Here is a 21494-nt window from a genome sequence, read left to right as displayed (position 1 = left end):
TTCGGGATCAGGCCGCGTCGTCCGGGCCCAGGGTTTCGATCAGATGGTTGTGGTTGGTGTAGATGCAGATGTCGCCGGCGATCTCCAGCGATTTCTTCACCACCACATCCGGCGCGAGCTCGGTGTTCTCGAACAGCGCGCGCGCGGCCGATTGGGCGAAGGCGCCGCCGGAACCGATGGCGGCGATGCCCTGCTCCGGCTCCAGCACATCGCCGTTGCCGGTGATGATCAGCGTATGATCCTTGTCGGCCACGATCAGCATCGCCTCCAGGCGGCGCAGCATGCGGTCGGTGCGCCAGTCCTTGGCCAGTTCCACCGCCGACACCAGCAAGTTGCCCTGATGCTTTTGCAGCTTGGCTTCAAAACGTTCGATCAGTGTGAAGGCGTCGGCGGTGCCGCCGGCGAAACCCGCCAAAACCTTGCCGCCGTGCAGCTTGCGTATCTTGCGCGCGGTGGACTTGATCACGATGTTGCCGAGGGTTACTTGCCCGTCGCCGCCCAGCGCCACGCGCTCGCCGCGACGGACGGAAACGATGGTGGTTCCGTCGAACTGCTGCATATTCGGTATTCCATTAGTGAGTGGACGCCGGCGCGGAGCCAGCCTGGCAATAAATATGCTGCCGATTCGAACAATTGCAAGGCTGGCGATACGGTCTTTTGTAGTAAATGAGAATTATTTGTATTAACATGACAAGCATGAAATCCGTCCCCTCTTTGCAAATCAGCGCCTTTGTCGCGGTCTGCGCCGCCCATGTCCTGGCGCTGGGCTGGAGCGGGGCACGGCAGAAAGACGCGCCGGCGACGCCGCCTCAACCGCTGCTGGCCAGCCTGGTGGCGGCGGAACGCCCCGCCGCGGCCAAGCCTGCCGCGCCGCCCGCATCGCGCAAGACCGTCGAGCCGGCCAAGAGCCCGCCCAAAGCCGCCCCCGCGCCAGCGAAACCGATGGCGCGGCCGAGCACGCCGACCCAAGCCGCCACAACCCCGCAAGCGCCCGCAACCCCGGCGGCGAGCCCGAGCCACGCCGTCGCGCCGGCCGCCGCCTCCCGCGCCGATTCGGGCCCGCCGGCGCAATCCGACAACGCCGGCCGCTCGGCGGAAGTCACCCCGCCGCTGTCGCAAGGCGGCTATCTGAGCAACCCCAAGCCGCCCTACCCCGCTTTATCGATGGAGGAAGGCGAAACCGGCACGGTGCAGCTCAAGGTGCGCGTCAGCGCCCAGGGGCAGGCGCTCGATGTGTCCTTGCACCACAGCAGCGGTTTCCCGCGGCTGGACCGCTCGGCGCTGGCCACGGTGCGCCGTTGGCGCTTCATCCCGGCCAAACGCGGCGGCGAGCCCATTGACTACACCTTTATCGTTCCCATCGAATTCTCACTTCAATCCGCACGCACATGAACTTCCTGACTGTTTTCGAACACGGCGACGCCATCCTGATCACAGTGTTTCTGTCCCTGATCCTGATGTCCATCCTGACTTGGTATTTGATCCTGGTGCGCGGCGCGCAAACCTGGCAGCTGCGCCGCGCCAACCGCGCGCTGGAAGGCCGCCTGTGGAACGCGCCGGACTGGGGCCAGGCCGAGCAATGCCTGCAACACAGCCGCTCGCAATTCGCTAACCTCACCCGCGCCGGCCTCGCCGCGCTCAAGCAATACCAAAGCCAGGCCGGCCGCGCGCTGGGCCAGGCCTGCGGCGTGGATGAATTTCTGACCCGCGCCATCCGCAAGGCGCTGGCGCAGGAAAACGCCCGCCAGGAAGCCGGCCTGACCGTGCTGGCCTCCATCGGCTCCACCGCGCCCTTCATCGGCCTGTTCGGCACCGTATGGGGCATTTATCACGCGCTAGTGAACATCGGCCACGCCGGCCAGATGAGCATAGGCGCGGTCGCCGGCCCGATAGGCGAGGCGCTGGTGGCCACCGCCGCCGGCCTGGCCGCCGCCATCCCCGCGGTGCTGGCCTACAACGCGCTGACCCGCGCCCAGCGCGTGATGTCGCAGGAACTGGATTACTTCGCCCACGATCTGCACGCGCAGCTATTGACCCAATCCGGAGACGGCCATGGCGTTCGGTAGTTTCAACCAGGGGCCATCCGCGCCGATGGCCGAACCCAACACCACCCCGCTGGTGGATGTGATGTTGGTGCTGCTGGTGGTGTTCATCATCACCACGCCGCTGCTGACCAATGCGGTCAAGGTGGATCTGCCCCAGGCCCAGGCGGCCCAGCATCAGGACAAGCCGGAACAGATCCGCCTGGTGATAGACGCGTCCGGCAAACTGTTCTGGAACGACCAGCCGGTGGCCGAGGCCGCGCTGGCGCAGCGCTTCCAGGCCGCGGCCAGCGCCAATCCGGATGTCGAGCTGCACCTGTCCGCCGACAAAGCCGTGCGCTACGAGATCGTCGCCAAGGCGCTGGCCGCCGCCCAGCAAAACGGCATCGCCAAACTGGGCTTCGTCACCACGCCCTGACTCCTCCCCGCGCGCCCGTCATCGCATCGATGAGCGGGCGCGTTCTCTTTCAGGATTGCCATGCGCCGGCAATCATGCCAAATTCATTGACACACACCCCCTCGATGTCACGGAGGCAAGACTTTCATGCGCTTTAACCGCAATACTCTGTCGCTGGCTTGCGGCTTGGCCCTGGCCTGCCCGGCCGCGCTGGCGGCCTTGCAGCCGGTCAGCGAAGCCCCGCTGGCCCTCAGCCAGCGCACCGACTGCGTCCATAACGCCGACAACAGCCTGGACTGCGATGTCAGCTACCAGTACACCATTCTCAAGCCGGCCGGCAAAGACCAGCTGACCCGCATCGACCTGACCTACCCGGTCAATGACACGCTGACGATAGAATCCGGCGAAGTCCGCCAGGCCGACGGCAAAGTGGTGAAGCTGGACAAGTCGCAGGTGGAAACCCGCATGGCGCCGAATCCCTACGCCGGGATCAGCCATGACAAGCAAACCTGGCTGACCTTCCCCGAGCTGTCGGTCGGCAGCGTGGTGAGCTACCGCTTCCGCCACCACATCGTCAGCCCGCCGCTGAGCAAGGAATTGCTCTACGCCTTCAACGCCTACATCGGCCCGGTGCGGCTGGACCAACTGACGCTGAAGCTGCAATCGAACCGCCCGCTGCTGTGGCGCGGCGAGCAGGCCGACAATTTCGCCATCGAATCCAGCGACGGCGGCAAAAAGCTGCAAGTCGCCCTGAAAAAGCCGCACTACCAGAACTACACCAATGAGTGGAACAACAGCGACCTGCGCAGTTGGCCCCGTCTCAGCATTTCCACCAGCGACAAGCTGAACGACCACCTGGGCATCTATAGCCAACGCTACCGCGAAATCCTGGCCGCGCCGCTGCCGCCGGCCGCCGCCGCCGCGGTGGAAGCCGCCAAGGGCAAACCGCCGGCGGAACAGATCGCCGCCTTCCTGCAACACATCAATAACCGCTATCGCTATCTGAACGATACCCGGCTGGCCGAGCGCGGCTTCATTCCGTTCACGCTGGCCGAGATCGAACAGCACGGCTATGGCGATTGCAAAGACCTGGCCTTCTTGCTGACCGCCATGCTGCGCGCGGCCGGCCTGCCAGCCGAACCGGCGCTGGTTTTCCGCGGCGATTTCGCGCCGGTGCCGCTGCTGCCGGGCATAGGCACCGTCAACCACATGATCGTGCGCGGGACGCTGGGCGGCAAAACCCTGTGGCTGGATCCGACCAATCCTTTCTATCTGCCGGGCTACACCCCGTCCGATATTCAGGACCGGCCGACCTATGTCTACTCCGCCGACGGCGCCGTCCGGCAGGAAACCATTCCCGCCGAGGCCCCCGCCCCGGTGGTGCAGGTGCAAAGGGTGGAAACGCTGCGCCGCGACGGCAGCGCCAGCATCGCCAGCGACAGCATGATTTCCGGCCAGCAACTGGTGCAAGTGGCCGTTCGCGACCGTTACCAAGGCGACAGCAGCAGCGATACCTCGATGTGCAACGGCATCGGCAACCAGCCGGTCAATTGCCAGGTGCAGCGCGCCGCCACCGCCTACCAGCTGCAAAACGGCTACAACGTGCAAACCCGCAGCGACGACGCGCGCGCGGTGGAGAAGATTTCCGGCATGTATCTTTACGACCCGGATCTGGCCTATCTCTGGAACCACTTCGCCAGCTATCGCAGCAACGGCAATCAGGGAGACGTCTATTTGGGCGATGCAGAAATCGTCGAGCGCAGCATCTGGCTGAAAGGCGCCCGCGCCGTGCAGCCGGCATCCAGCTGCCAGGTCAATTCGCCCTGGTTCGACCTTGCCGTCAAGCAGCGCAACGCCGCCGACGGCATCCATCTGCAATATCAGCTGACGCGCAAAACCCGCTGGCTGAGCCATGACGATCTGGCCAGCGACGCCTTCGGCAAACTGATCGCCCAGGGCCGCGACTGCGCCAACAGCGTGCGGCAGATCCTCAAGCTGTAAACCGTCCGTCCGCCCGCGCTGGCGGAAGCGCCTTTCCGGCCTGCGCCGGCGATCCGCTCAAGCGGGACTGCAAACGCGGTCCCGCTTTTTTTTGCGTCTCATTCCGCTATGGTTAGAAACGACGCAGGCCCCGCGCCGCAGAGACACTGTCACCTTCCGACTTGCCCGCGGCGGCCGTCCGCCAGACAATGACCTTTGTCATATCGATAAATAGCATTTCGAAAAGCGCCCACCATGAACCACCCCACCACCGGCCGCGAGCGGGAAGTGATGCTAGCGCCTCACGAACTGATCGTGACCAAGACCGACCCCAGCGGGCATATCACCTACGCCAACCGCGTGTTCATGCGCATCGCCGGCTACGCCGAGCATGAGCTGCTGGGCAAGCCGCACAATCTGATCCGCCATCCCGACATGCCGCGCGGCGCTTATCGGCTGATGTGGCAAACCCTGCAATCCGGCCATGAGTTTTTCGCGATCGTGAAAAACGCCACCAAGGACGGCAACTATTACTGGGTGCTGGCCAATGTCACCCCCGATTACGACTTGCGCGGCCAGTTGAAAGGCTATTACTCGGTAAGACGTCCGCCCAGCCGGCAGGCCATCGCCGCCATCGAGCCCATTTACGCCGAAATGCGCAAAATCGAAGCCGCGCAAGGCAAGGCCAGCGCGCCGGACGTTTCGCGCGACTGGCTGCTGAACGTGCTCAAAGAAAAAAACTGCAGTTATCAGGACTTCATCCTCGGGCTTAACGCCGATGTTCTGAAAGCCAAAGGAGTCTCCGGATGAGTTCCACGCGCAAACCCACCCCCTTTCTGCGATCGCACCTGGCCATCGCGCTGATTGGCTTCAACCTGCTGGTGCTGCTTTCCATTGCGGACGAATATCTGCTGCCGCCGCTGGGACAGGCCATCGTCAATGCTGCGCTGCTGGCCGGCACCATAGCGCTCAGCGTCTGGGTATGGAGCAAAGGCAGCCGGATCCTGCTATTGCTCAATACGCTGACCCGGCAGCTGGGCCTGGCCTGCTGCGGCGAACTGCACCATCGCAGCACCCAAACCCGCGAAATGGGCGAAGTCGGCCAGGTGGCCTGGCAGTTGAACGATTTTCTCGATCTGGTGGAAACCTACTTCAAGGAAATCAACACCTGCTTCAAGGAGATCAGCGCCGGCAATTTCAACCGCCGCCCGCTGAGCCAGGGCTTGCCCGGCATCCTGTCCAGCTCGCTGGAAAACGTCAGCGTCGCCATCCAGACCATGGCCGACAATGAAGGCTATATTCGCCGCAACCGCCTGTCGTCGCAGCTGGCCTCCTTGAGCAATCCCCACTTGCGCGAAGATCTGGCCGGCAGCCAGCGCGATCTGTCCGTCATCAGCCAATCGATGGACGCCGTCTCCAGCATCACCCGCGACAACGCCGCCGGCGCGCGCGACAGCCTGAAAAGCGCCGACGAACTGTCCGGCCACCTCGACACCATCGCCGGCAGCGTCGCCAGCATGGATACCGCCAGCCAGATGCTGGCCCGCGAATGGCAAGGGATTGAAAGCTCGCTGGCCGATATCTCGGCCATCGCCGACCAGACCAATCTATTGGCGCTGAACGCCGCCATCGAGGCCGCCCGCGCCGGCGAAACCGGCCGCGGCTTCGCCGTGGTGGCGGACGAGGTGCGCAAGCTGGCCGAACGCAGCAAGAGCACCGCCAACCAGGTGCAAGGCGTGCTGGAGTCTCTGTCCTCGCGCATAGAAGACATGCGGCAACAAGCCAGCGCGGCCGGCGGCGTGGCCGGCGAGGTGCAATCCTCGGTCGAATCCTTCCGCCAGCGCTTTTCCAGCCTGGCCGACGAATCCGATCGCGTGCTGCAAAGCGTCAGCGATGTGCAGCGCAAGTCTCAGGTTTCGCTGCAGAAGCTGGCCCACGTCATCTACAAGCAACGCGCCTATCACGCGATTGAAGAAAGCGGCTCGCCCATGCCCGCGCCGGATCTGGAAGCCTGGCTCGAGGAAAACGGCGCCACGCTGTTCGGCGCGGCCTGCCAGCCGCTGCGCGCGCCGCTGGCGCAGCTGCAGCGCCATGTCGAAACCGCACTGGCCTCGGCCGGCGCCAGCGGCCAACTGGATGAGGCGGGCATCGTCGCCCAGATGCAGTCGCTGGAGCAGATCAGCGTGAAATTGCAGCGGTCTCTGGACCAGCTCTCCGCCTAAACGACGATCGCGCGGTGGCGCTTGGCCGCTGCCGCGCGGCATTTCCCCTCTCCGCTTTCCCCTCACAGCCCTCGCCACGCCAGCGCTCCTCCACCCTGTTCCGAACGCCTCTCCTCATCCGCACCCTGGCTGCGGACGGCCGCTAGCGCGCATCCCGCCATGCGCGTCCGGCGATAACTCAGATCCAAACCCCGCAGCCGCGCTTGGCGCGGTCATTGGCCGCTCTCCGCCATGCCCAGCCGCATCTCGCGCTCGACACGCCCCTTGAATTGCCAAAAGCATAATTAATGAAATATTTTACGTAAATAAATAATGTATTTCATGTTTTAAATTACAAAAGAATTCATACTCTAGCCGGTATGGATAAATCGCCCAATGTTTTGCTTGTATAAAAAGCATGACACTTTTCAGGCAGAAAGCCACCGTATACGCAAAACGCAAAAAAACCGCCCCAGAGGGCGGTGTGATTGGCGGCTGATCAGTCAGCGATCAGAAGAAACCCAGCTTGTCCTCGCCGTAGCTGACCAGCAGGTTCTTGGTCTGCTGGTAATGCTCCAGCATCATCTTGTGGGTTTCGCGGCCGATGCCCGATTGCTTGTAGCCGCCGAAGGCCGCATGCGCCGGGTAGGCGTGGTAACAGTTGGTCCACACCCGGCCGGCCTCGATATGGCGGCCCATGAAGAAGGCGCTGTTGATATTGCGCGTCCACACGCCAGCGCCCAGGCCGTACAGGGTGTCGTTGGCGATAGCCAGCGCCTCGTCGCGGTCCTTGAAGGTGGTCACCGACACCACCGGCCCGAAGATTTCTTCCTGAAAGATGCGCATCTTGTTGTGGCCGTGGAACACCGTGGGCTGGATGTAGAAACCGCCAGCCAGATCGCCGTCCAGGTGGGCGCGGGCGCCGCCGGCCAATACCTTGGCGCCTTCGTCGCGGCCGATGGCGAGATAGCTCTGGATCTTGTCCATCTGCTCTTGCGAGGCCTGCGCGCCTATCATCGTTTGCGGGTCCAGCGGGTTGCCCTGCTTGATGGCGGCGACGCGCTGCAGCGCTTTTTCCATGAAACGGTCGTAGATCGATTCGTGGATCAGCGCGCGGCTGGGGCAGGTGCACACCTCGCCCTGGTTCAGCGCGAACATCACGAAGCCTTCGATGGCCTTGTCGAAGAAGGCATCATCCTGCGCCGCCACGTCATCGAAGAAGATATTGGGCGATTTGCCGCCCAGCTCCAGCGTCACCGGGATCAAATTCTGGCTGGCGTACTGCATGATCAGCCGGCCGGTGCCGGTTTCGCCGGTGAAGGCGATCTTGGCGATGCGCTTGGAGCTGGCCAGCGGCTTGCCGGCCTCCACTCCGAAGCCGTTCACCACATTGAGCACGCCAGGCGGCAGCAGATCGCCCACCAGTTCCATCAGCACCAGAATGGACAAGGGCGTCTGCTCGGCCGGCTTCAGCACCACGCAATTGCCGGCGGCCAGCGCCGGCGCCAGCTTCCACGCCGCCATCAGAATGGGGAAGTTCCAGGGAATAATCTGCCCGACCACGCCCAGCGGCTCGTGGAAATGGTAGGACACGGTGTTGGCATCGATCTCGCCCAGGCTGCCTTCCTGCGCGCGCACGCAGGACGCGAAATAACGGAAATGGTCGATGGCCAGCGGGATGTCGGCGGCGCGGGTTTCGCGGATAGGCTTGCCGTTGTCCCAGGTTTCCACCTCGGCCAGCAGGGCCAGATTGGCCTCCATCCGGTCGGCGATCTTGTTCAGGATGATGGCGCGCTCGGTCACCGGCGTATGGCCCCATTTGAAACGGGCGGCGTGGGCGGCGTCCAGCGCCAGCTCCACGTCCTGCTCATCCGAGCGGGGAATCTCGCACAGTGTCTTGCCGGTAATCGGGGTGACGTTTTCGAAATAGCGGCCGTTCACCGGCGGCACCCACTGGCCGCCGATATAGTTGGCGTAACGCGGCTTCAATTGAAATCCAGGTTGCAGGCTTGCCATCTTCAGTCTCCTCGTCTGGTGGATGGTGGCTATCCGTTCAGCGGATTTCGCAACAGCGCAAGCAGCGTGCCAGAATTATGATTTTTGCATTGCAAAATAGCAGACCGCCTGAAACCGCAACGCTTTGCGGCCTCTCATTTCGCACCGCAACAATAGTCCATTCAAATCAATGCATTGCCATGCGCGCAGATGCGGCGATAATCGACCGAAACGCCAATCAAACTGTCTCGCGCCGCGACACCTGTCTCAGCACGGCGAGACAGGCCAGGAGCCGCGCATGAACGCTGTCAGCCGTTTGCCGCTGGACGAGATCCGCCGCCGTTTCTTCACCGATCAGCCCTTGCCCGGCCAGGCCTTGCCGCCGCCCATCCTGCATTCCTGGCAACGTTGCCGCGGCCTGGGTTTGCCGGCGGGCGGCGGCGGCGGCGACAAGCTGACGGCGATGGAGCTGAACCAGCGGCAAGAAGCGAACCAGGACTGGCTCGCGCCCGCCGCGCCGGCGCTGGCCGGCCTGTTCGAACAGGTGGCCAGCCGGCAACTGGCCCTGGTGGTGGCGGACAGCCGCGGCCTGATACTGGATGAAAGCGGCCACATCGATTTTCTGAACAAGGCGGAACAGCTGGCCCTGACTCCGGGCATGGACTGGAGCGAAGCCGCGCGCGGCACCAACGCCATCGGCACCGCGCTGGCCGCCATCGACAGCGTGCTGGTGCGCGGCGCCGAGCATTATCTGGAACGCAACCGCGTGCTGGCCTGCGCCGCCGAGCCCTTGCTAGGGCCGCAGGGCCAGTTGCTGGGCGCGCTGGACATCAGCGGCGCCAGCCGCAAGCTGGGCCAGCCGCAAATTCTGGCGCTGCAGGCGGCGCGCGGCCAGATCGAGTCGCGCCTGCTGGAAGAGGCCGCCCGCCACGGCTGGCTGCTGTGCCTGCACGCCGATCCGCGCTTGCTGGACGCGCCCTCGGCCTGCAAGCTGGCCTTCGACGGCGATGGCCGGCTGCTGGCCGCCAACCGCCCCGGGCTCTCGCTGTGCGGGCTGGAGCCCGGCCGCTGGCAGGCGCGCCATTTCGCCGCGCTGTTCGGCCAAAGCCTGGAGCATTGGCTGCAACGCCACGGCCAGGCCCTAGGCGCGCTGCAGATCGGCGCACAGCGCTTTTCCGCCCGCTTGAAGCCGCCCGCCGCCGCGCCCATTGCGTCGCCCCCCCGCGCGGCAAGGCCCGCCCAGCCCGCCAAAGCGCCCCCCGCCGCCGTCCTTGAGCCGCTGGACGGCGCGCCGCCCGAACTGTGCGCCACCGCGCTCAAGCAGCTGGAGGCCGATATTCCGGTGCTGATCCTCGGCGAAACCGGCACCGGCAAGGACAGGCTGGCGCGCGCCCTGCACGCCGCCGGCAGCCGCCGCGGCCAGCCCTTCATCGCGGTCAACTGCGCCGCCATTCCCGAAGGCCTGATCGAGGCCGAGCTGTTCGGCTACCTGCCCGGCGCCTACACCGGCGCCAGCCGCCAAGGCAGCAAAGGCAGGCTGCGCGAGGCGGACGGCGGCGTGCTGTTCCTGGACGAGATAGGCGATATGCCGCTGGCGCTGCAGGCCAGGCTGCTGCGAGTGCTGCAGGAGCGCGAAGTGACGCCGCTGGGCGGCGGGCCGGCGCAACAGCTGGACATCCGGCTGATCTGCGCCACCCACCGCGACCTGCGCGCCAAGGTGGCCGAAGGCGCGTTCCGCGCCGACCTCTATTACCGCCTGTGCCATTACCCGCTCAGCCTGCCGCCGCTGCGCGAGCGCGGCGACGTGGCCGCCATCGCGCAGCGCATGCTGGACGAGATGGGCGCGGCGCGTCGCGGCATCGCCTTGTCCGCCGAGCTCGGCCGAGCCTTCCGCGGCTACCGCTGGCCCGGCAATCTGCGCGAGCTGGCCAATCTGCTGGCCACCTTGCTGGCGCTGGCCGACGACGGCGCGCAATTGGAAATGCGCCATCTGCCGGCCTTGCTGCGCGCCGATATGGAAAACCAGGGCCATGCGGTGCCGGACAGCGCCATCGCCGATCTGCTGCGGCGCTGCGGCGGCAACGCCAGCGCGGCGGCACGCGCCCTGGGCATCAGCCGCGCCACGCTGTACCGACGGCTGGGCAAAACCGCCAAATAAGTCCGGCGACGCTATGTCGCGGCGGCCTCCGCCATCAACTCGGAAAACTGCTGCCGTATCCAGCGCTGGCCGGGATGGCTATGGTTGCGCGGATGCCAGACCATGGCCACGCCGAAGCCGCGCAAGGGAAACGGGCAGGCCGCCGTCCGCAGCGGCACCCGGCTGGCCGACACCAGCCGCGCCGGCAGCAAGGCGAGATAATCGGTTTGCGCCACGATTTCCGGCACCAGCAGAAAAGACGCCGCCGACAAGGCCACTCGCCGCGCCAACCCTTGCTCGGCCAGCGCCACGTCGACTGCGGTGCTGAAATCGCCGCTGCCCAGCGACACCACCACATGCTCGTGCGCCAGATAGTTTTCCAGCGTCAGGCCTTGCCGCCAGACGGGATGCTCCGGCCGGCCGATCAAGACGTAGCGGTCTTCGAACAAGGGCTTGGCATGCAAGCCCGGTGGCGCGCAATCCGGGCTGATCAAAGCCAGATCCACCTCGCCGCTCTCCGCCTGGCGCTGCAAGCGGGACGCCTCCAGATGGCGCATCGCCACCCGAATGCCCGGCGCGCGCTGGCGCAAGCGCTGGATCAGCGGAATCGCCGCCACCGCCTGGGCGTAATCGGTGCAGGCGAGCTGCAAGGTCATGCTGGCTGCGCCCGGATCGAAATCCTGGCTCGCCAGCAGATTTGCGCGCAGTTGCTGCAGCGAGGCCTGCAAAGGCGCCAGCAACTGCTCCGCCTTGGCGGTGGGACGCATGCCGCGCTGCGTCGGCAGCAACAGCGGATCGCCGAACAGTTCCCGCAAACGGGCCAGTTGCGCGCTGACGGCTGGCTGGCTCAGATGCAGCCGCGCCGCCGCGCGCGTCACATTGCGCTCCTCCAGCAGCACTTCCAGCGTATGCAGCAGATTCAAATCCAGGCGCTTGGTATCCATGAAACAGATAGCTCACAAGAAAATCATCGATTTCACTTATTTATCATGCCAGGACACACTGGCGCCATCGCCACCCCACTGAAAGTCCGCTCATGCGCCGCACCCTATTGCTGGTCTACGCCCAGCCCGAGCCCAGCTCCTTGACCCGCAGCTTCGCCGCCGCCGCCGTGGAAACGCTGACGGCGCAAGGGCACCAAGTGCTGCAATCCGATCTCTACGCCATGCGCTGGAAAGCGGTGCTGGACGCCGACGATTTTCCGGCGCGCGCCGACCCCGCCCGCCTGTCCTTCATCGACGAATCCGGCCACGCCTACGCCAACGGCGCGCAAACGCCTGATGTCGCCGAGGAGCAGCGCAAACTCCTGGCCGCCGACGCGGTGATCTTCTTGTTTCCGCTATGGTGGTACGGCATCCCGGCCATTCTGAAAGGCTGGTTCGAGCGGGTATACGCCTATGGCTTCGGCTATGGCTACCAGAACCAAGGCAACCGGCTGCGCTATGGCGACGGCGCGCTCAAGGGCAAGCGGGCGCTGCTGGCGGCGATGGTGGGCGGCGGCGAACGGGACTACGGTCCGCGCGGCATCAACGGCCCGCTGCAGGAGCTGCTGTTCCCCGTCACCCACGGCTGCCTGTTCTACCCCGGCATGGACGTGCTGCCCACCCACGCGGTCTATGGCGTCAACCAGCTGAGCCGCGAGCAGATAGCAGACCAACTGCATGCTTGGCGCAAGCGGCTGGCCGGCTTGTTCGACGAGACGCCCATCCCGTTCCGACGCCAGAACGGCGGCGACTATCCAGACGGACACCAGCTGGCCGGCCACATCGCGCCGGACATGGAGGGCATCTGGGCGCACCTGGCCGCGCCGAGCAGCCCCACGCCGCGGCCGGCGATGACCGAAGCCGCGGCGCAATAAAAAAACGGCGGGGAGACGCGCTCCTCGCCGTTTTTGCGTTTCCGTTCCGATCAGAAGCCGAAGGCCGCCAATTCTTCGGCCGTCAGATGCCGCCATTCGCCCGCCGGCAAGTCGCCCAGCACGATGGCGCCCAGGCTTTCGCGGTGCAGCGCCTCGACGCGGTTGCTGGCCGCCGCCACCATGCGCTTCACCTGATGGTACTTGCCCTCGGTGATGGTCAGCAGAATGGTGTGCGCGTCGAGCTGCTCGATGCTGTCGGCGGCGAATTCGCGCGCCTCGTCGTTCAGGTACACGCCGCTCTGCAGCTGGGCGATCAGCTCTTCCGTCGCCTCATGCTTGAGCGTGACGCGGTAGACCTTGGGCACCAGCTTTTTCGGCGAACTCAGGGCATGGATGAACTGGCCATTGTTGGACAGCAGGATCAGCCCGGTGGTATCCACATCCAGCCGGCCCACCGCGCAGATGTCCAGATTGGAAAACTGGTCCGGCAGCAGCCGATAGATGCTGGGGTGGCAATTCGGCTTGTGCGAGGTTTCGTAATTGGCCGGCTTGTGCAGCAAGAGATACAGCGGCCCGCGCACCACCGGCCACGGCTCGTCGTCCACCGTCAGGCTAGCGATGTCGGCCAGCTCGAATTGGGCGCGATAGTTGTCCACCACCTCGCCGTTCACTTCCACCAGGCCGTATTCGATCAGCTGGCGGCATTCTTTGCGGCCGCCAAAGCCTTGTTGTTGCAACAGTCGATAAAGTTCCATACGCCGATGTTAGCATGCGCGGCGCGGCCCTGCCGCCTTGCCTGCGGCCCGCCATCGCGCCATAGTCAGCCAAAGGCGACAGCCTGGAGAGACCGCATGCCTTACCAGAAATACGCGCTGCATAGCTTGGGCTGGGTCCGCTACCAGCGCCGGCGCATCCTGAAAGCCGCGCTATTCAGCGCTTTGCTGTTCGCGCCGGCCGCGGCGCTGACTATGGGCGGCCTGGGGGCCGGCGTGTTCGTATTCGCCTTGGCGGCCAATTACAGCGCGCTGTGCATGATGCTGGCGCGGCGCTTGCAGCCGGCATCCTGGCTGGCGATACCGGCGTGCTACCTGATAGGCCGGCTGTGCGTGGATTGGCCGCTGCCCATGTTTGCCGTCTTGGCCGCCAGCCTGGCCTTGCTGGCCTGCAGCGCCCGCCATGGCCTGCACAAGGGCGTGCAGTTCTGGGTGTTCGCGCTGCTGCTGGGCGACATGACCCCGGCCGCGGCCATTCCGCCCTGGCAGGAGGCCGGCTGGATGCTGCTGGGCGCCGCCTATGGCGGCACGCTGGCCAGAATCGGCCTGAAAGACTGGTTTCGGGTCTTGCCTGCCGCCTCCGCCGCCGATGTCCGCCGCTATGCCTGGCATCTTCTGCCCTGGGGCCTGCTGGCCTGGCTGGCCGGCGGCTGGATGCATAGCGCCCATGCCTGGTGGCTGCCCATCGCCGCCATCGCCATTCCCGACCCGTCGCCGGAGCGGATGCTGTGGCTGGCGCGCGAGCGCGCCATGGGCACGCTGGCCGGCGCGCTGCTCAGCGGCTTGCTGTACTGGCTGTTGCGGGCCTTGAGCCTGGGGCCGCTATGGCATGTGCTGGCGCTGGCCGCGTTGCAGATGACGATGCTGATCGCCATGCGGCACAGCTTCCGTGTTTTCGTCGCGCTGCTGACCGCGCTGGTGCTGTCCTTGCTGCCAACAGCGCAATTGGCCAGCGGCGCGCTGGAGCGGGTGGAGGATACCTTGATCGCCGCCTTGCTGTTCGGCGCGCTGGCCTGGTTTCTGCGCCAGCGCGCTCAGCCCTCGCCCAACAGCAGCGACTGAAGCGGCGCGGCGACGCATACCCGGTCCCGTCCGGTCTGCTTGGCCTGATACAAGGCGGCGTCGGCGGCGTGGACCACGCTTTCGGCGTCTTCGCCATGCATGGGGCTGAGCGCGAGGCCGACCGACAGCGTCACGGTCAGCGCATGGCCCTGCGCCTGGATGGGCATGGCGCGCACCGCGTCGCACAGTCCTTGCGCCTTGGCGTGCGCCGCCTCCAGCGAAGCGCCGGGCAGCAAGACGAAGAACTCCTCTCCGCCGTAGCGGCAGACGATGTCGCCGCTGCGGAAGTGGTCGCTCAGATAGGCCGCCAGCGCCGTCAGCACGATATCGCCGCAGCGGTGGCCATAGGTATCGTTGACCCGCTTGAAATGGTCGGCGTCCACCATCAGCACCGCCACTTCTCGATGCAGTGCCAGCATATGGGACAGCACTCTGGGCAGGATGTCGTCCAGATGGCGGCGGTTGAACAACCCGGTCAACGGATCACGCCGCGCTTGCTCGCGCAGGCCCTGCTGCAGATGCTCGATCTCGCCGACCTGGCGGCGCAAGGCCGTATTGGCGTCCCGCAAGCTCTGCTCCAGCCGTTTGCGCTCGCTGATGTCGTTGATGCTGTTGATCACATGCCACACCTTGTCGCTCTTCACCACCGCGCAGGAGATCAGCGCCCAGAACTCCCGGCCGCCCGCCCCCTTGAGCCGGACCTCCCGGTCCATGACCCGGCCGCCCGCCCGCAGCACCTGGGCCACCCGCTCGCATTCATCCGGATCGGCGTAGAAGTCCTGCACCTTCTGCGAGCCGGAGGCCTCAATGCGCGTATCGAACAGCTCTTCGGCGCGCGCGTTGGCATAGTTCAGCTCGCCGCCGGACAGGCGGTTCATCGCCAGCGGAAAAGGAGCGGCGTCGGCCAGCAGCCGCAGCCGCGCTTCGCTCTCCGCCAATTGCGCGGTGCGCTCCGCCACTTTGCTTTCCAAGGACTGGTTCGCCTGCATCAGGCTGCGCTCCACGCTCCGGCGCTCGGCCAACAGCGCGCCGAACACCAGCAGCGCCACAGACTGGACCAATGCCAGCAGCGCCACATTCAACAAGGCAGCCCGCTCGCCGACGATGGACAGCGCGCCGCGCTCGAGATGCGCCCCCCGCAGCGCGAACGCCACGATGGCCAGCGACAGGACATGGGCCAGCAGCTGCTGGCTGCGGAAAGCCAGCCACAGCAAAGGCATGATGAACAAATAAGGCAGCGCGGCGTAGCGGCCGTCCCGGCCGTCCAGCCAGACGCAAACCAGCAAGGACAAGCACAAGGTCAGCATCCCAACCGCAACCGTTTCGCGCCGGCGCTCCGGCGTCGCCATGCAGGAGTGGCCATTCAGCAGCAGCAAGGGCGGCAGCGCGGCCATGGCGGCCATATCGCCCAGCGCGATGCGCAGGGCGTCTTGCGCCGCCCGCGCGGGATCGGCGCTGGGCAATTGCGCGAAAAACCAGCCTAGCGCCGACAACAGGCTGCCGCACAGGGCCGCGCCGAACAGGTAGCGCAATACGCCCGGCAGATGGGAAAGCGCAGACGCGCGCGGGCGCAAAGCCTGGCTGCTGAGCAAGGCCGCGCCTAACATGGCGGCGATTTGCGGCGCGGCGGCCGACACCGCCAGCCCATTCCGCCAGGCCAGCCATGCGGCGCCGGCCAGCAAGGCTGGCCAACACCGTCCGCCGAACCGCAACAGCGCCGCCAAGGCCAGCGGCAAACCCGGCTGCCAATAGCCATAGGCGGTCAGCGCTGGAAATCCGCGCGACAGCCAAGCGACGGCCAGCGCGTAGGCAATCGCCAATCCCGCTTGCCGCCAAGCCTCCCCTTTCAGACTTGCCGAAAACGCCCCCATCGGTGTCCCATCCGATTATTCCGCGGCTGACGCGCCGCGTTTTATGCTTTTTAGATTAGCCGCCGTTCCACATGAAATCCATGCGCGCCCGTCCTGGCCGTCTAACTGCTCGCCTCCGCCAATTGTTGCAGCGAGGCGCGCGCGCGCTGCAACACCTGTTCGAGATTTTCATCGGCGTCGCCCGCGCTGGCCACGCCGCAGCGCAAAGACAGCCTCACGCCCGACGGCAGGCCCGCCTCGCGCCAGCTTTGCGCCAATTGCTGCTTGATGCGATCCAGCACGATCTGGGCCGTGTCGGGGCTCGCCTCCGGCAATAACAATCCAAACTCGTTATTGTCCAGCCGCCCGGCGATATCGCTGTCGCGGATGGCCGCCAGCAAGGCCTGCGACACCAGCCGCAAGATCATGTGCCCCACCAGCTGGCCATAGCTCTCCTGCAGGCGGCGGAAATCCACCAGCTCCAGCACCGCCACCGCCAGCGGCGTATTCTGGCGATACGTCAGCAACATGCATTTGGCGCCGACATCGAAAAACATCTGGCGATTGAACAGATTGGTCATGTCATCGGCCACCGCCAGCCGATACAAAGACTCCTGGCGCGTGCGCTTCTCGGTGATGTCGCGCTGGATGGACGCGAAGTAGCGAATGCTGCCCGTCTCGTCGCTCAAGGGCAGGATATGGATTTCCGCCCAATACGGCGTGCCGGAGCGTTGGTAATTCAACAGCTCCACCTTGGTTTCCCGCCCCGCGCGCAGCGCCACGCCCAACAGCACCAGCGTCGCCGGATCCGTCAGCGGGCCCTGCAGCATCCGCGGCGACTGGCCCAGCAACTCGTCCAGCGGATAGCCGCTCAGCTCGCACATGGCGGGATTGGCATAGATGATCGCGGGGCCGGGCTCATGCAAGGGCTCGGCCTCCGTCACCAGCACCGCATCGTTGCCGTGATGGACGATCAAATGGAAAACGCTGAGAGGCAATGGCATGGGGCCCTCCACTCCGGTTTGGCTAACCGCGTTTATTAGTGATAGCAGCAGGATGGCCTTCGCTTCAAAGTCTAGGCGATGCCATATTCTTATCCGGCTGATTCTTATAAACATTGTTTACATGATTGGGATCATATAAAACCAAGGCAGGAGGGAACCGCATGCGCTACCCCAGCGACCACAAGGCGGAAATCGCCCAACGCATTGTTTCCATCGCCGCCCTGCGCTTTCGTGCCGAGGGCTTGGCGCAAGTGGGCATCGCCAATCTGATGGCGGACCTGGGACTCACCCATGGCGGTTTCTACGCCCACTTCGGCAGCAAGGAAGAACTGGTGGCGGCAGCATGCGGCGAGGCCTTGCGGCAGCAGAACGACCGCTGGCGGCAACTGCTGGCGCAAGCGCCCGCCGGCGAAGGACTCGCCGCGGTGACGGACGCGTATTTGAATATCGAACATCGCGACTTTCCCGATTCCGGCTGCGCCTTGGCCGCGCTAGCCGGCGAATTGGCGCGCCAGGGCGCGCCGGTGCGCGGCCGGATCGCCGGAGAAGTCGGCCAATTGACGGCCACGCTGGCCCAGGCGCGCGCCCAAGACGGCAAGGAAGGCGACGCCCTGCTGGACCTGGCCTTGATGGTGGGCTGCCTGGCCTTGGCCAGATTGGTGAATGATGCGGATCGATCGCGCCAATTGCTGGAAAGCGCCCGCGCGCGCCTGACCGATAAATGATGATAGCATTTAAGTATCAAAACCCTCTTCGCCCTCAACATGCTCACGCTGCATCCCTACGATCCTTCACGGCTAGCCGAGCTGGCTGCTTTACGTTATCCCGCGCCTAGCGCAGAACAGACAGCCGCTTTGCGCCAACAACTGGAAGACCCGATGCGCGGCAAAGGAGAATTCGCGCGCATGCTGCTGGATGGCGATCAGGTGGTCGGCATGCTGGCCTGGGTGAGCGCCGGCATCGCCAAAAACGGCGAAATGTATGGCGGCCCGCTGCAAGCGGCCAGCCGCCAAAGCTACGATGCCTTGATCGATGAATGCGTGCGCCAAGGCGTTTTAGCCGGCGCGCGCTATTTGCACTTCAGCGCGGAGCCGGACGAAGCCCTTAAGCTTCAAGCCTTGGCGCAGCACGGCTTCGCGGCGCATTTTTGTTTTCTGACGCTGGAAGCGGATAGCGCGACCTTGCCGCTGCGCGCCTTCCCCGCAGGCTGGCGCATGGTGGAGACCGCGCATATCGACTGGCGGCGCCTCGCCGATCTCTACAACCGCTGTTTCGAAGCCACGCCGCACGCGCCAGGGCTGGAAATAGATAGGTTGCGCGATGAATGGGCCGAGTGCGACTTGGACGCCGCGCAGTTATGGGCGGACGAAAACGGCGGCTACCAGGCTTTCTTGGATATTTCTGCGACAGGACACATCAACGGCGTCGGCGTGTCGGCAAGCTGCGCCGGACGCGGCATCGCCCAGGCCATGTACGGCCGGGCGGCGCTGCATCTGCAGGCCAAGGGACAACAGCGGCTGTCCGCCATGGTGGCGGACAGCAATTCGGCCTCCATGGCCCTGCACCGCAAGCTGGGCTTTCAGCAGCAGGCCAGCCGGCAGGTGCTGCGCAAAACGCTGGCTTGAACTCAGGGCGATGAGCTGTGCGGCAATAGACAGGCTTCCCGGGTCTCGGTCACCAGCCGCTCGAAGTCGCCGCTATCCTGCAGCGCCTTCAACCCGCGGTTGAAGCGCTCCACCAGCTCCTGCCCTTTGACATGCTTGCGCCAGATCACCACGTGCAGCGGCGCGTTCCAGAAGGAACGCCCCTGCGCTTCCACCGCATTGGCCTGCTGAGCGGTGAAATGGTGGGCCAGCAAATAGCGCCCCACTTCCAAATCGATAGGGAATAGATCGACGCGCCCGGCCAGCAGCTTTTTGAAATTGATCAGATCGTCCGGCGCGGTATCGGCGGTCAACACGCCGGACTTCACCTGCGCGTCGAACTCGTCGGAATAGTAGTTGCCCACCGTCACGCCGGCGCGCGCGCCCTTCAAATCCGCCCAGCGGCTCCATTCCAGCTTGTGGTCCTTGCGCTGGAAAAACACCATGCGGGCATTCAACACCGGCAAGGTATACAGCAGATCGCGCTTGCGCTCCTCGGTGGGCGCCCAGCCGAAACTGCCGTCCACCTGCCCGTTGCGGGCCGATTGCAGCGTGCGGTTATTGGGGTAATAGCGGAAGGTGACATCGACGCCGCCGCGGGCGAAGGCTTCCTTCACCAGCCGCGACAAGATGCCGTCGTAAGGGAGTTCCTGGCCCATATACGGCGGCCATTCCTGATTGGACAGGGTGATTTTGAGGCGCGGGGCAGCCTCAACCGGCGCCGCCGCCAAGGCGGCCCAGCTCAGGATACCCAGCAGCAGGCCGTGGTATCGCATTCTTTTCCCGATTCTTGCAAAGTCTGACAGCCGCCATTTATTGTCGATCGGTATCGATCACGCGGTCTATTAAGTTGAGCATAACCGGCAATGCGCCCCTCAGCAATGCGATTGCGCCCGAAGCCGACTAGCGGTCGGGCGCATCGGCGTCAGCGGCTCTTAGGCGGGCTGAACAAGGCCGACTTGGGCGCCGCCGGCTTGGCGGAGCGGCCGCCTTCCGTGCGCGCGCCCTGGCCCTGTCCCTGGCGCGGACCGCCGTTGCGGCCATGGCCGGCCGGCTTGCTTTCGGTCTGATGGCGCGGCTTGCCGCTGCCGTGGCGGGATTGGCCCTGGCCTTGGCCCTGGCTGCGGCTTTGTCCTTGACCGCGCGGCGCGCCCTGGCCGCGGCCGCGGGCGCCGCCGCCCATCGGGATCGGCTCCGGCTTGACGTTGAGGTCGGCCTCGAAGCCCGGCACGGTAAAGCGCTCGATCGACATCTTGATCAGCTTCTCAATGTCGCGCAGGAAGCTGAACTCGTCCACGCAGACCAGCGACAGCGCTTCGCCCGGCGTGCCGGCGCGGCCGGTGCGGCCGATGCGGTGCACGTAGTCTTCCGGCACGTTGGGCAATTCGAAATTGACCACGTGCGGCAGCTGGTCGATATCCAGGCCGCGCGCGGCGATGTCGGTGGCCACCAGCACTTGCAGCTCGCCGCTCTTGAAATCGGCCAGGGCGCGGGTGCGCGCGTTCTGGCTCTTGTTGCCGTGGATGGCGGCGGCCGGGATGCCGATCTTGTCCAGCTTTTCCGCCAGGCGGTTGGCGCCGTGCTTGGTGCGGGTGAACACCAGCACCTGGAACCAGTTGTGCTCGCGGATCAGGTGGATCAGCAGGTCGGTTTTCTTGTCGCGGTCAACCAGGTGAACCTTCTGCGTCACCAGCTCGTTGGTGGTGTTGCGGCGCGCCACTTCCACCAGCTTGGGGTTGTCCAGCAGCTTGTCGGCCAGCGCCTTGATCTCATCGGAGAAGGTGGCCGAGAACAGCAGGTTCTGGCGCTTGGCCGGCAGTTTGGCCAGCACCTTCTTGATGTCGTGGATGAAGCCCATGTCCAGCATGCGGTCGGCCTCGTCCAGCACCAGGATTTCCACGCCGGACAGGTCGACGGTCTTCTGGCCCACGTGGTCCAGCAGGCGGCCCGGGGTCGCCACCAGGATGTCCACCGGCGAACGCAGCGCCTTGATCTGCGGATTGATGTTGACGCCGCCGAACATCACCAGCGACTTCAGCGGCAGGTATTTGCTATAAGTACGCACCGACTCCTCCACCTGGGCGGCCAGCTCGCGGGTGGGGGTCAGCACCAGCGCGCGCGGGCGGCCGGCATGGTGGCTGGGCGAACGCATCAGCAGCTGCAACAGCGGCAGCGTGAAGCCAGCGGTCTTGCCGGTGCCGGTCTGCGCAGCGGCCAACAGATCGCCGCCCTGCAGCACTTGCGGAATGGCCTGAGCCTGAATCGGGGTGGGCGTGGTATAACCGGTATCGGAAACCGCGCGCAACAACGGGTCGGCCAAGCCTAGATCGGCGAAGGTAAGTTCGGACATAATATGCTCCTGCGACGGCCCATCGCAGCAAGGCGACCAATCCAGGCAGACGGGAAAACGGGGTTGAGCTCGAGGATGAGACCGGCGCGCGGGACTGGCACTCGCACGGGAGCGCCGCAGTTTACAGGCAATCGCCTGCATTGGGAACTTGCCAACCGCGTCTGATCGGCCCAGACTCCGCCCACCAGCCCTGTTGTCGCAT

Annotated in this window: 19 protein-coding genes; 11 read left to right on the top strand and 8 right to left on the bottom strand. The window is 65.2% G+C overall.

The window, feature by feature from the left end; all coding sequences use genetic code 11:
- Window positions 1–7 precede the first annotated feature (7 nt).
- The gene (gene hslV / locus NKT35_RS08195; protein WP_254300525.1) at window positions 8–559 is read right to left on the bottom strand and encodes an ATP-dependent protease subunit HslV; all 552 of its coding nucleotides are present in this window, start codon (window positions 557–559) and stop codon (window positions 8–10) included.
- A 137-nt stretch (window positions 560–696) separates the two neighbouring features.
- Between hslV and NKT35_RS08190 the strand changes: the two genes are divergently transcribed.
- From NKT35_RS08190 to NKT35_RS08165, 6 genes are all read left to right on the top strand, one after another.
- Window positions 697–1392 (top strand): energy transducer TonB, encoded by a 696-nt coding sequence (locus tag NKT35_RS08190; protein WP_254300524.1) that lies wholly within the window; start codon window positions 697–699, stop codon window positions 1390–1392.
- The gene (locus NKT35_RS08185) at window positions 1389–2066 is read left to right on the top strand and encodes a MotA/TolQ/ExbB proton channel family protein (RefSeq protein WP_254300523.1); all 678 of its coding nucleotides are present in this window, start codon (window positions 1389–1391) and stop codon (window positions 2064–2066) included. Before NKT35_RS08190 ends, NKT35_RS08185 begins: the two co-directional genes overlap by 4 nt.
- Window positions 2053–2460 carry an ExbD/TolR family protein gene (locus tag NKT35_RS08180; protein WP_254300522.1) on the top strand — a complete coding sequence of 136 codons (408 nt, stop codon included), beginning with the start codon at window positions 2053–2055 and terminating at the stop codon, window positions 2458–2460. Before NKT35_RS08185 ends, NKT35_RS08180 begins: the two co-directional genes overlap by 14 nt.
- A 126-nt stretch (window positions 2461–2586) precedes the next feature.
- Window positions 2587–4440: a DUF3857 domain-containing transglutaminase family protein gene (locus NKT35_RS08175; RefSeq protein WP_254300521.1), complete on the top strand. Its 1854-nt coding sequence runs from the start codon at window positions 2587–2589 to the stop codon at window positions 4438–4440.
- A 234-nt stretch (window positions 4441–4674) separates the two neighbouring features.
- A complete protein-coding gene (locus NKT35_RS08170) occupies window positions 4675–5229 on the top strand; it encodes a PAS domain-containing protein (protein ID WP_254300520.1) in 555 nt (184 codons plus the stop codon).
- Window positions 5226–6641 carry a methyl-accepting chemotaxis protein gene (locus NKT35_RS08165; protein ID WP_254300519.1) on the top strand — a complete coding sequence of 472 codons (1416 nt, stop codon included), beginning with the start codon at window positions 5226–5228 and terminating at the stop codon, window positions 6639–6641. Before NKT35_RS08170 ends, NKT35_RS08165 begins: the two co-directional genes overlap by 4 nt.
- Window positions 6642–7130: 489 nt before the next feature.
- On the opposite strand, the gene adh is transcribed toward NKT35_RS08165, so the two are convergent.
- Window positions 7131–8636 carry an aldehyde dehydrogenase gene (gene adh, locus NKT35_RS08160; protein WP_254300518.1) on the bottom strand — a complete coding sequence of 502 codons (1506 nt, stop codon included), beginning with the start codon at window positions 8634–8636 and terminating at the stop codon, window positions 7131–7133.
- Between the two features lie 277 nt (window positions 8637–8913).
- Here adh and NKT35_RS08155 point away from each other — a divergent pair, with 277 nt between their 5' ends.
- Window positions 8914–10773, top strand: coding sequence for a sigma-54-dependent Fis family transcriptional regulator (locus tag NKT35_RS08155; RefSeq protein ID WP_254300517.1), 1860 nt, complete (start codon window positions 8914–8916; stop codon window positions 10771–10773).
- Between the two features lie 11 nt (window positions 10774–10784).
- Here the strand turns inward: NKT35_RS08155 and NKT35_RS08150 are convergent, their stop codons facing one another.
- Entirely contained in the window at window positions 10785–11696 is a 912-nt protein-coding gene (locus NKT35_RS08150; RefSeq protein ID WP_254300516.1) for a LysR family transcriptional regulator, read from the bottom strand.
- A gap of 92 nt (window positions 11697–11788) precedes the next feature.
- Between NKT35_RS08150 and NKT35_RS08145 the strand changes: the two genes are divergently transcribed.
- A complete protein-coding gene (locus tag NKT35_RS08145) occupies window positions 11789–12610 on the top strand; it encodes an NAD(P)H-dependent oxidoreductase (RefSeq protein WP_254300515.1) in 822 nt (273 codons plus the stop codon).
- 50 nt (window positions 12611–12660) lie between these two features.
- Here NKT35_RS08145 and NKT35_RS08140 read toward each other — a convergent pair whose 3' ends face one another.
- The gene (locus NKT35_RS08140) at window positions 12661–13365 is read right to left on the bottom strand and encodes a pseudouridine synthase (protein WP_254300514.1); all 705 of its coding nucleotides are present in this window, start codon (window positions 13363–13365) and stop codon (window positions 12661–12663) included.
- Window positions 13366–13461: 96 nt separating this feature from the next.
- Here NKT35_RS08140 and NKT35_RS08135 point away from each other — a divergent pair, with 96 nt between their 5' ends.
- Entirely contained in the window at window positions 13462–14445 is a 984-nt protein-coding gene (locus NKT35_RS08135; RefSeq protein ID WP_254300513.1) for an FUSC family protein, read from the top strand.
- Here NKT35_RS08135 and NKT35_RS08130 read toward each other — a convergent pair.
- Window positions 14418–16265 (bottom strand): sensor domain-containing diguanylate cyclase, encoded by a 1848-nt coding sequence (locus NKT35_RS08130; RefSeq protein WP_254300512.1) that lies wholly within the window; start codon window positions 16263–16265, stop codon window positions 14418–14420. The genes NKT35_RS08135 and NKT35_RS08130 overlap by 28 nt on opposite strands.
- A 152-nt stretch (window positions 16266–16417) precedes the next feature.
- A complete protein-coding gene (locus NKT35_RS08125) occupies window positions 16418–17299 on the bottom strand; it encodes a diguanylate cyclase domain-containing protein (RefSeq protein ID WP_254300511.1) in 882 nt (293 codons plus the stop codon).
- Window positions 17300–17460: 161 nt separating this feature from the next.
- On the opposite strand from NKT35_RS08125, the gene NKT35_RS08120 reads away from it, so the two are divergent.
- Window positions 17461–18024 (top strand): TetR/AcrR family transcriptional regulator, encoded by a 564-nt coding sequence (locus NKT35_RS08120; protein WP_254300510.1) that lies wholly within the window; start codon window positions 17461–17463, stop codon window positions 18022–18024.
- Window positions 18025–18063: 39 nt separating this feature from the next.
- Entirely contained in the window at window positions 18064–18924 is an 861-nt protein-coding gene (locus NKT35_RS08115) for a GNAT family N-acetyltransferase (RefSeq protein ID WP_254300509.1), read from the top strand.
- Between the two features lie 2 nt (window positions 18925–18926).
- On the opposite strand, the gene NKT35_RS08110 is transcribed toward NKT35_RS08115, so the two are convergent.
- Window positions 18927–19718 (bottom strand): substrate-binding periplasmic protein, encoded by a 792-nt coding sequence (locus NKT35_RS08110; protein WP_254300508.1) that lies wholly within the window; start codon window positions 19716–19718, stop codon window positions 18927–18929.
- Window positions 19719–19867: 149 nt separating this feature from the next.
- Complete coding sequence (locus NKT35_RS08105) at window positions 19868–21292, bottom strand: DEAD/DEAH box helicase (protein ID WP_254300507.1); 1425 nt, start codon at window positions 21290–21292, stop codon at window positions 19868–19870.
- Between the last annotated feature and the right edge of the window lie 202 nt (window positions 21293–21494).

Source organism: Chromobacterium sp. IIBBL 290-4 (genome assembly GCF_024207115.1).
Classification (GTDB): domain Bacteria; phylum Pseudomonadota; class Gammaproteobacteria; order Burkholderiales; family Chromobacteriaceae; genus Chromobacterium.
The sequence above is the reverse complement of the archived record's forward strand: the minus strand, read 5'-3'. Positions and strand labels throughout refer to the sequence as shown.

Coding starts and splice junctions, on each gene's coding strand:
- NKT35_RS08170 (WP_254300520.1), top strand. CDS start 4,675: ATGAACCACCCCACCACCGGCCGCGAGCGGGAAGTGATGCTAGCGCCT.
- NKT35_RS08180 (WP_254300522.1), top strand. CDS start 2,053: ATGGCGTTCGGTAGTTTCAACCAGGGGCCATCCGCGCCGATGGCCGAA.
- NKT35_RS08145 (WP_254300515.1), top strand. CDS start 11,789: ATGCGCCGCACCCTATTGCTGGTCTACGCCCAGCCCGAGCCCAGCTCC.
- NKT35_RS08185 (WP_254300523.1), top strand. CDS start 1,389: ATGAACTTCCTGACTGTTTTCGAACACGGCGACGCCATCCTGATCACA.
- NKT35_RS08140 (WP_254300514.1), bottom strand. CDS start 13,365: ATGGAACTTTATCGACTGTTGCAACAACAAGGCTTTGGCGGCCGCAAA.
- NKT35_RS08175 (WP_254300521.1), top strand. CDS start 2,587: ATGCGCTTTAACCGCAATACTCTGTCGCTGGCTTGCGGCTTGGCCCTG.
- NKT35_RS08125 (WP_254300511.1), bottom strand. CDS start 17,299: ATGCCATTGCCTCTCAGCGTTTTCCATTTGATCGTCCATCACGGCAAC.
- NKT35_RS08135 (WP_254300513.1), top strand. CDS start 13,462: ATGCCTTACCAGAAATACGCGCTGCATAGCTTGGGCTGGGTCCGCTAC.
- NKT35_RS08120 (WP_254300510.1), top strand. CDS start 17,461: ATGCGCTACCCCAGCGACCACAAGGCGGAAATCGCCCAACGCATTGTT.
- NKT35_RS08105 (WP_254300507.1), bottom strand. CDS start 21,292: ATGTCCGAACTTACCTTCGCCGATCTAGGCTTGGCCGACCCGTTGTTG.
- hslV (WP_254300525.1), bottom strand. CDS start 559: ATGCAGCAGTTCGACGGAACCACCATCGTTTCCGTCCGTCGCGGCGAG.
- NKT35_RS08155 (WP_254300517.1), top strand. CDS start 8,914: ATGAACGCTGTCAGCCGTTTGCCGCTGGACGAGATCCGCCGCCGTTTC.
- NKT35_RS08110 (WP_254300508.1), bottom strand. CDS start 19,718: ATGCGATACCACGGCCTGCTGCTGGGTATCCTGAGCTGGGCCGCCTTG.
- NKT35_RS08150 (WP_254300516.1), bottom strand. CDS start 11,696: ATGGATACCAAGCGCCTGGATTTGAATCTGCTGCATACGCTGGAAGTG.
- adh (WP_254300518.1), bottom strand. CDS start 8,636: ATGGCAAGCCTGCAACCTGGATTTCAATTGAAGCCGCGTTACGCCAAC.
- NKT35_RS08165 (WP_254300519.1), top strand. CDS start 5,226: ATGAGTTCCACGCGCAAACCCACCCCCTTTCTGCGATCGCACCTGGCC.
- NKT35_RS08190 (WP_254300524.1), top strand. CDS start 697: ATGAAATCCGTCCCCTCTTTGCAAATCAGCGCCTTTGTCGCGGTCTGC.
- NKT35_RS08115 (WP_254300509.1), top strand. CDS start 18,064: ATGCTCACGCTGCATCCCTACGATCCTTCACGGCTAGCCGAGCTGGCT.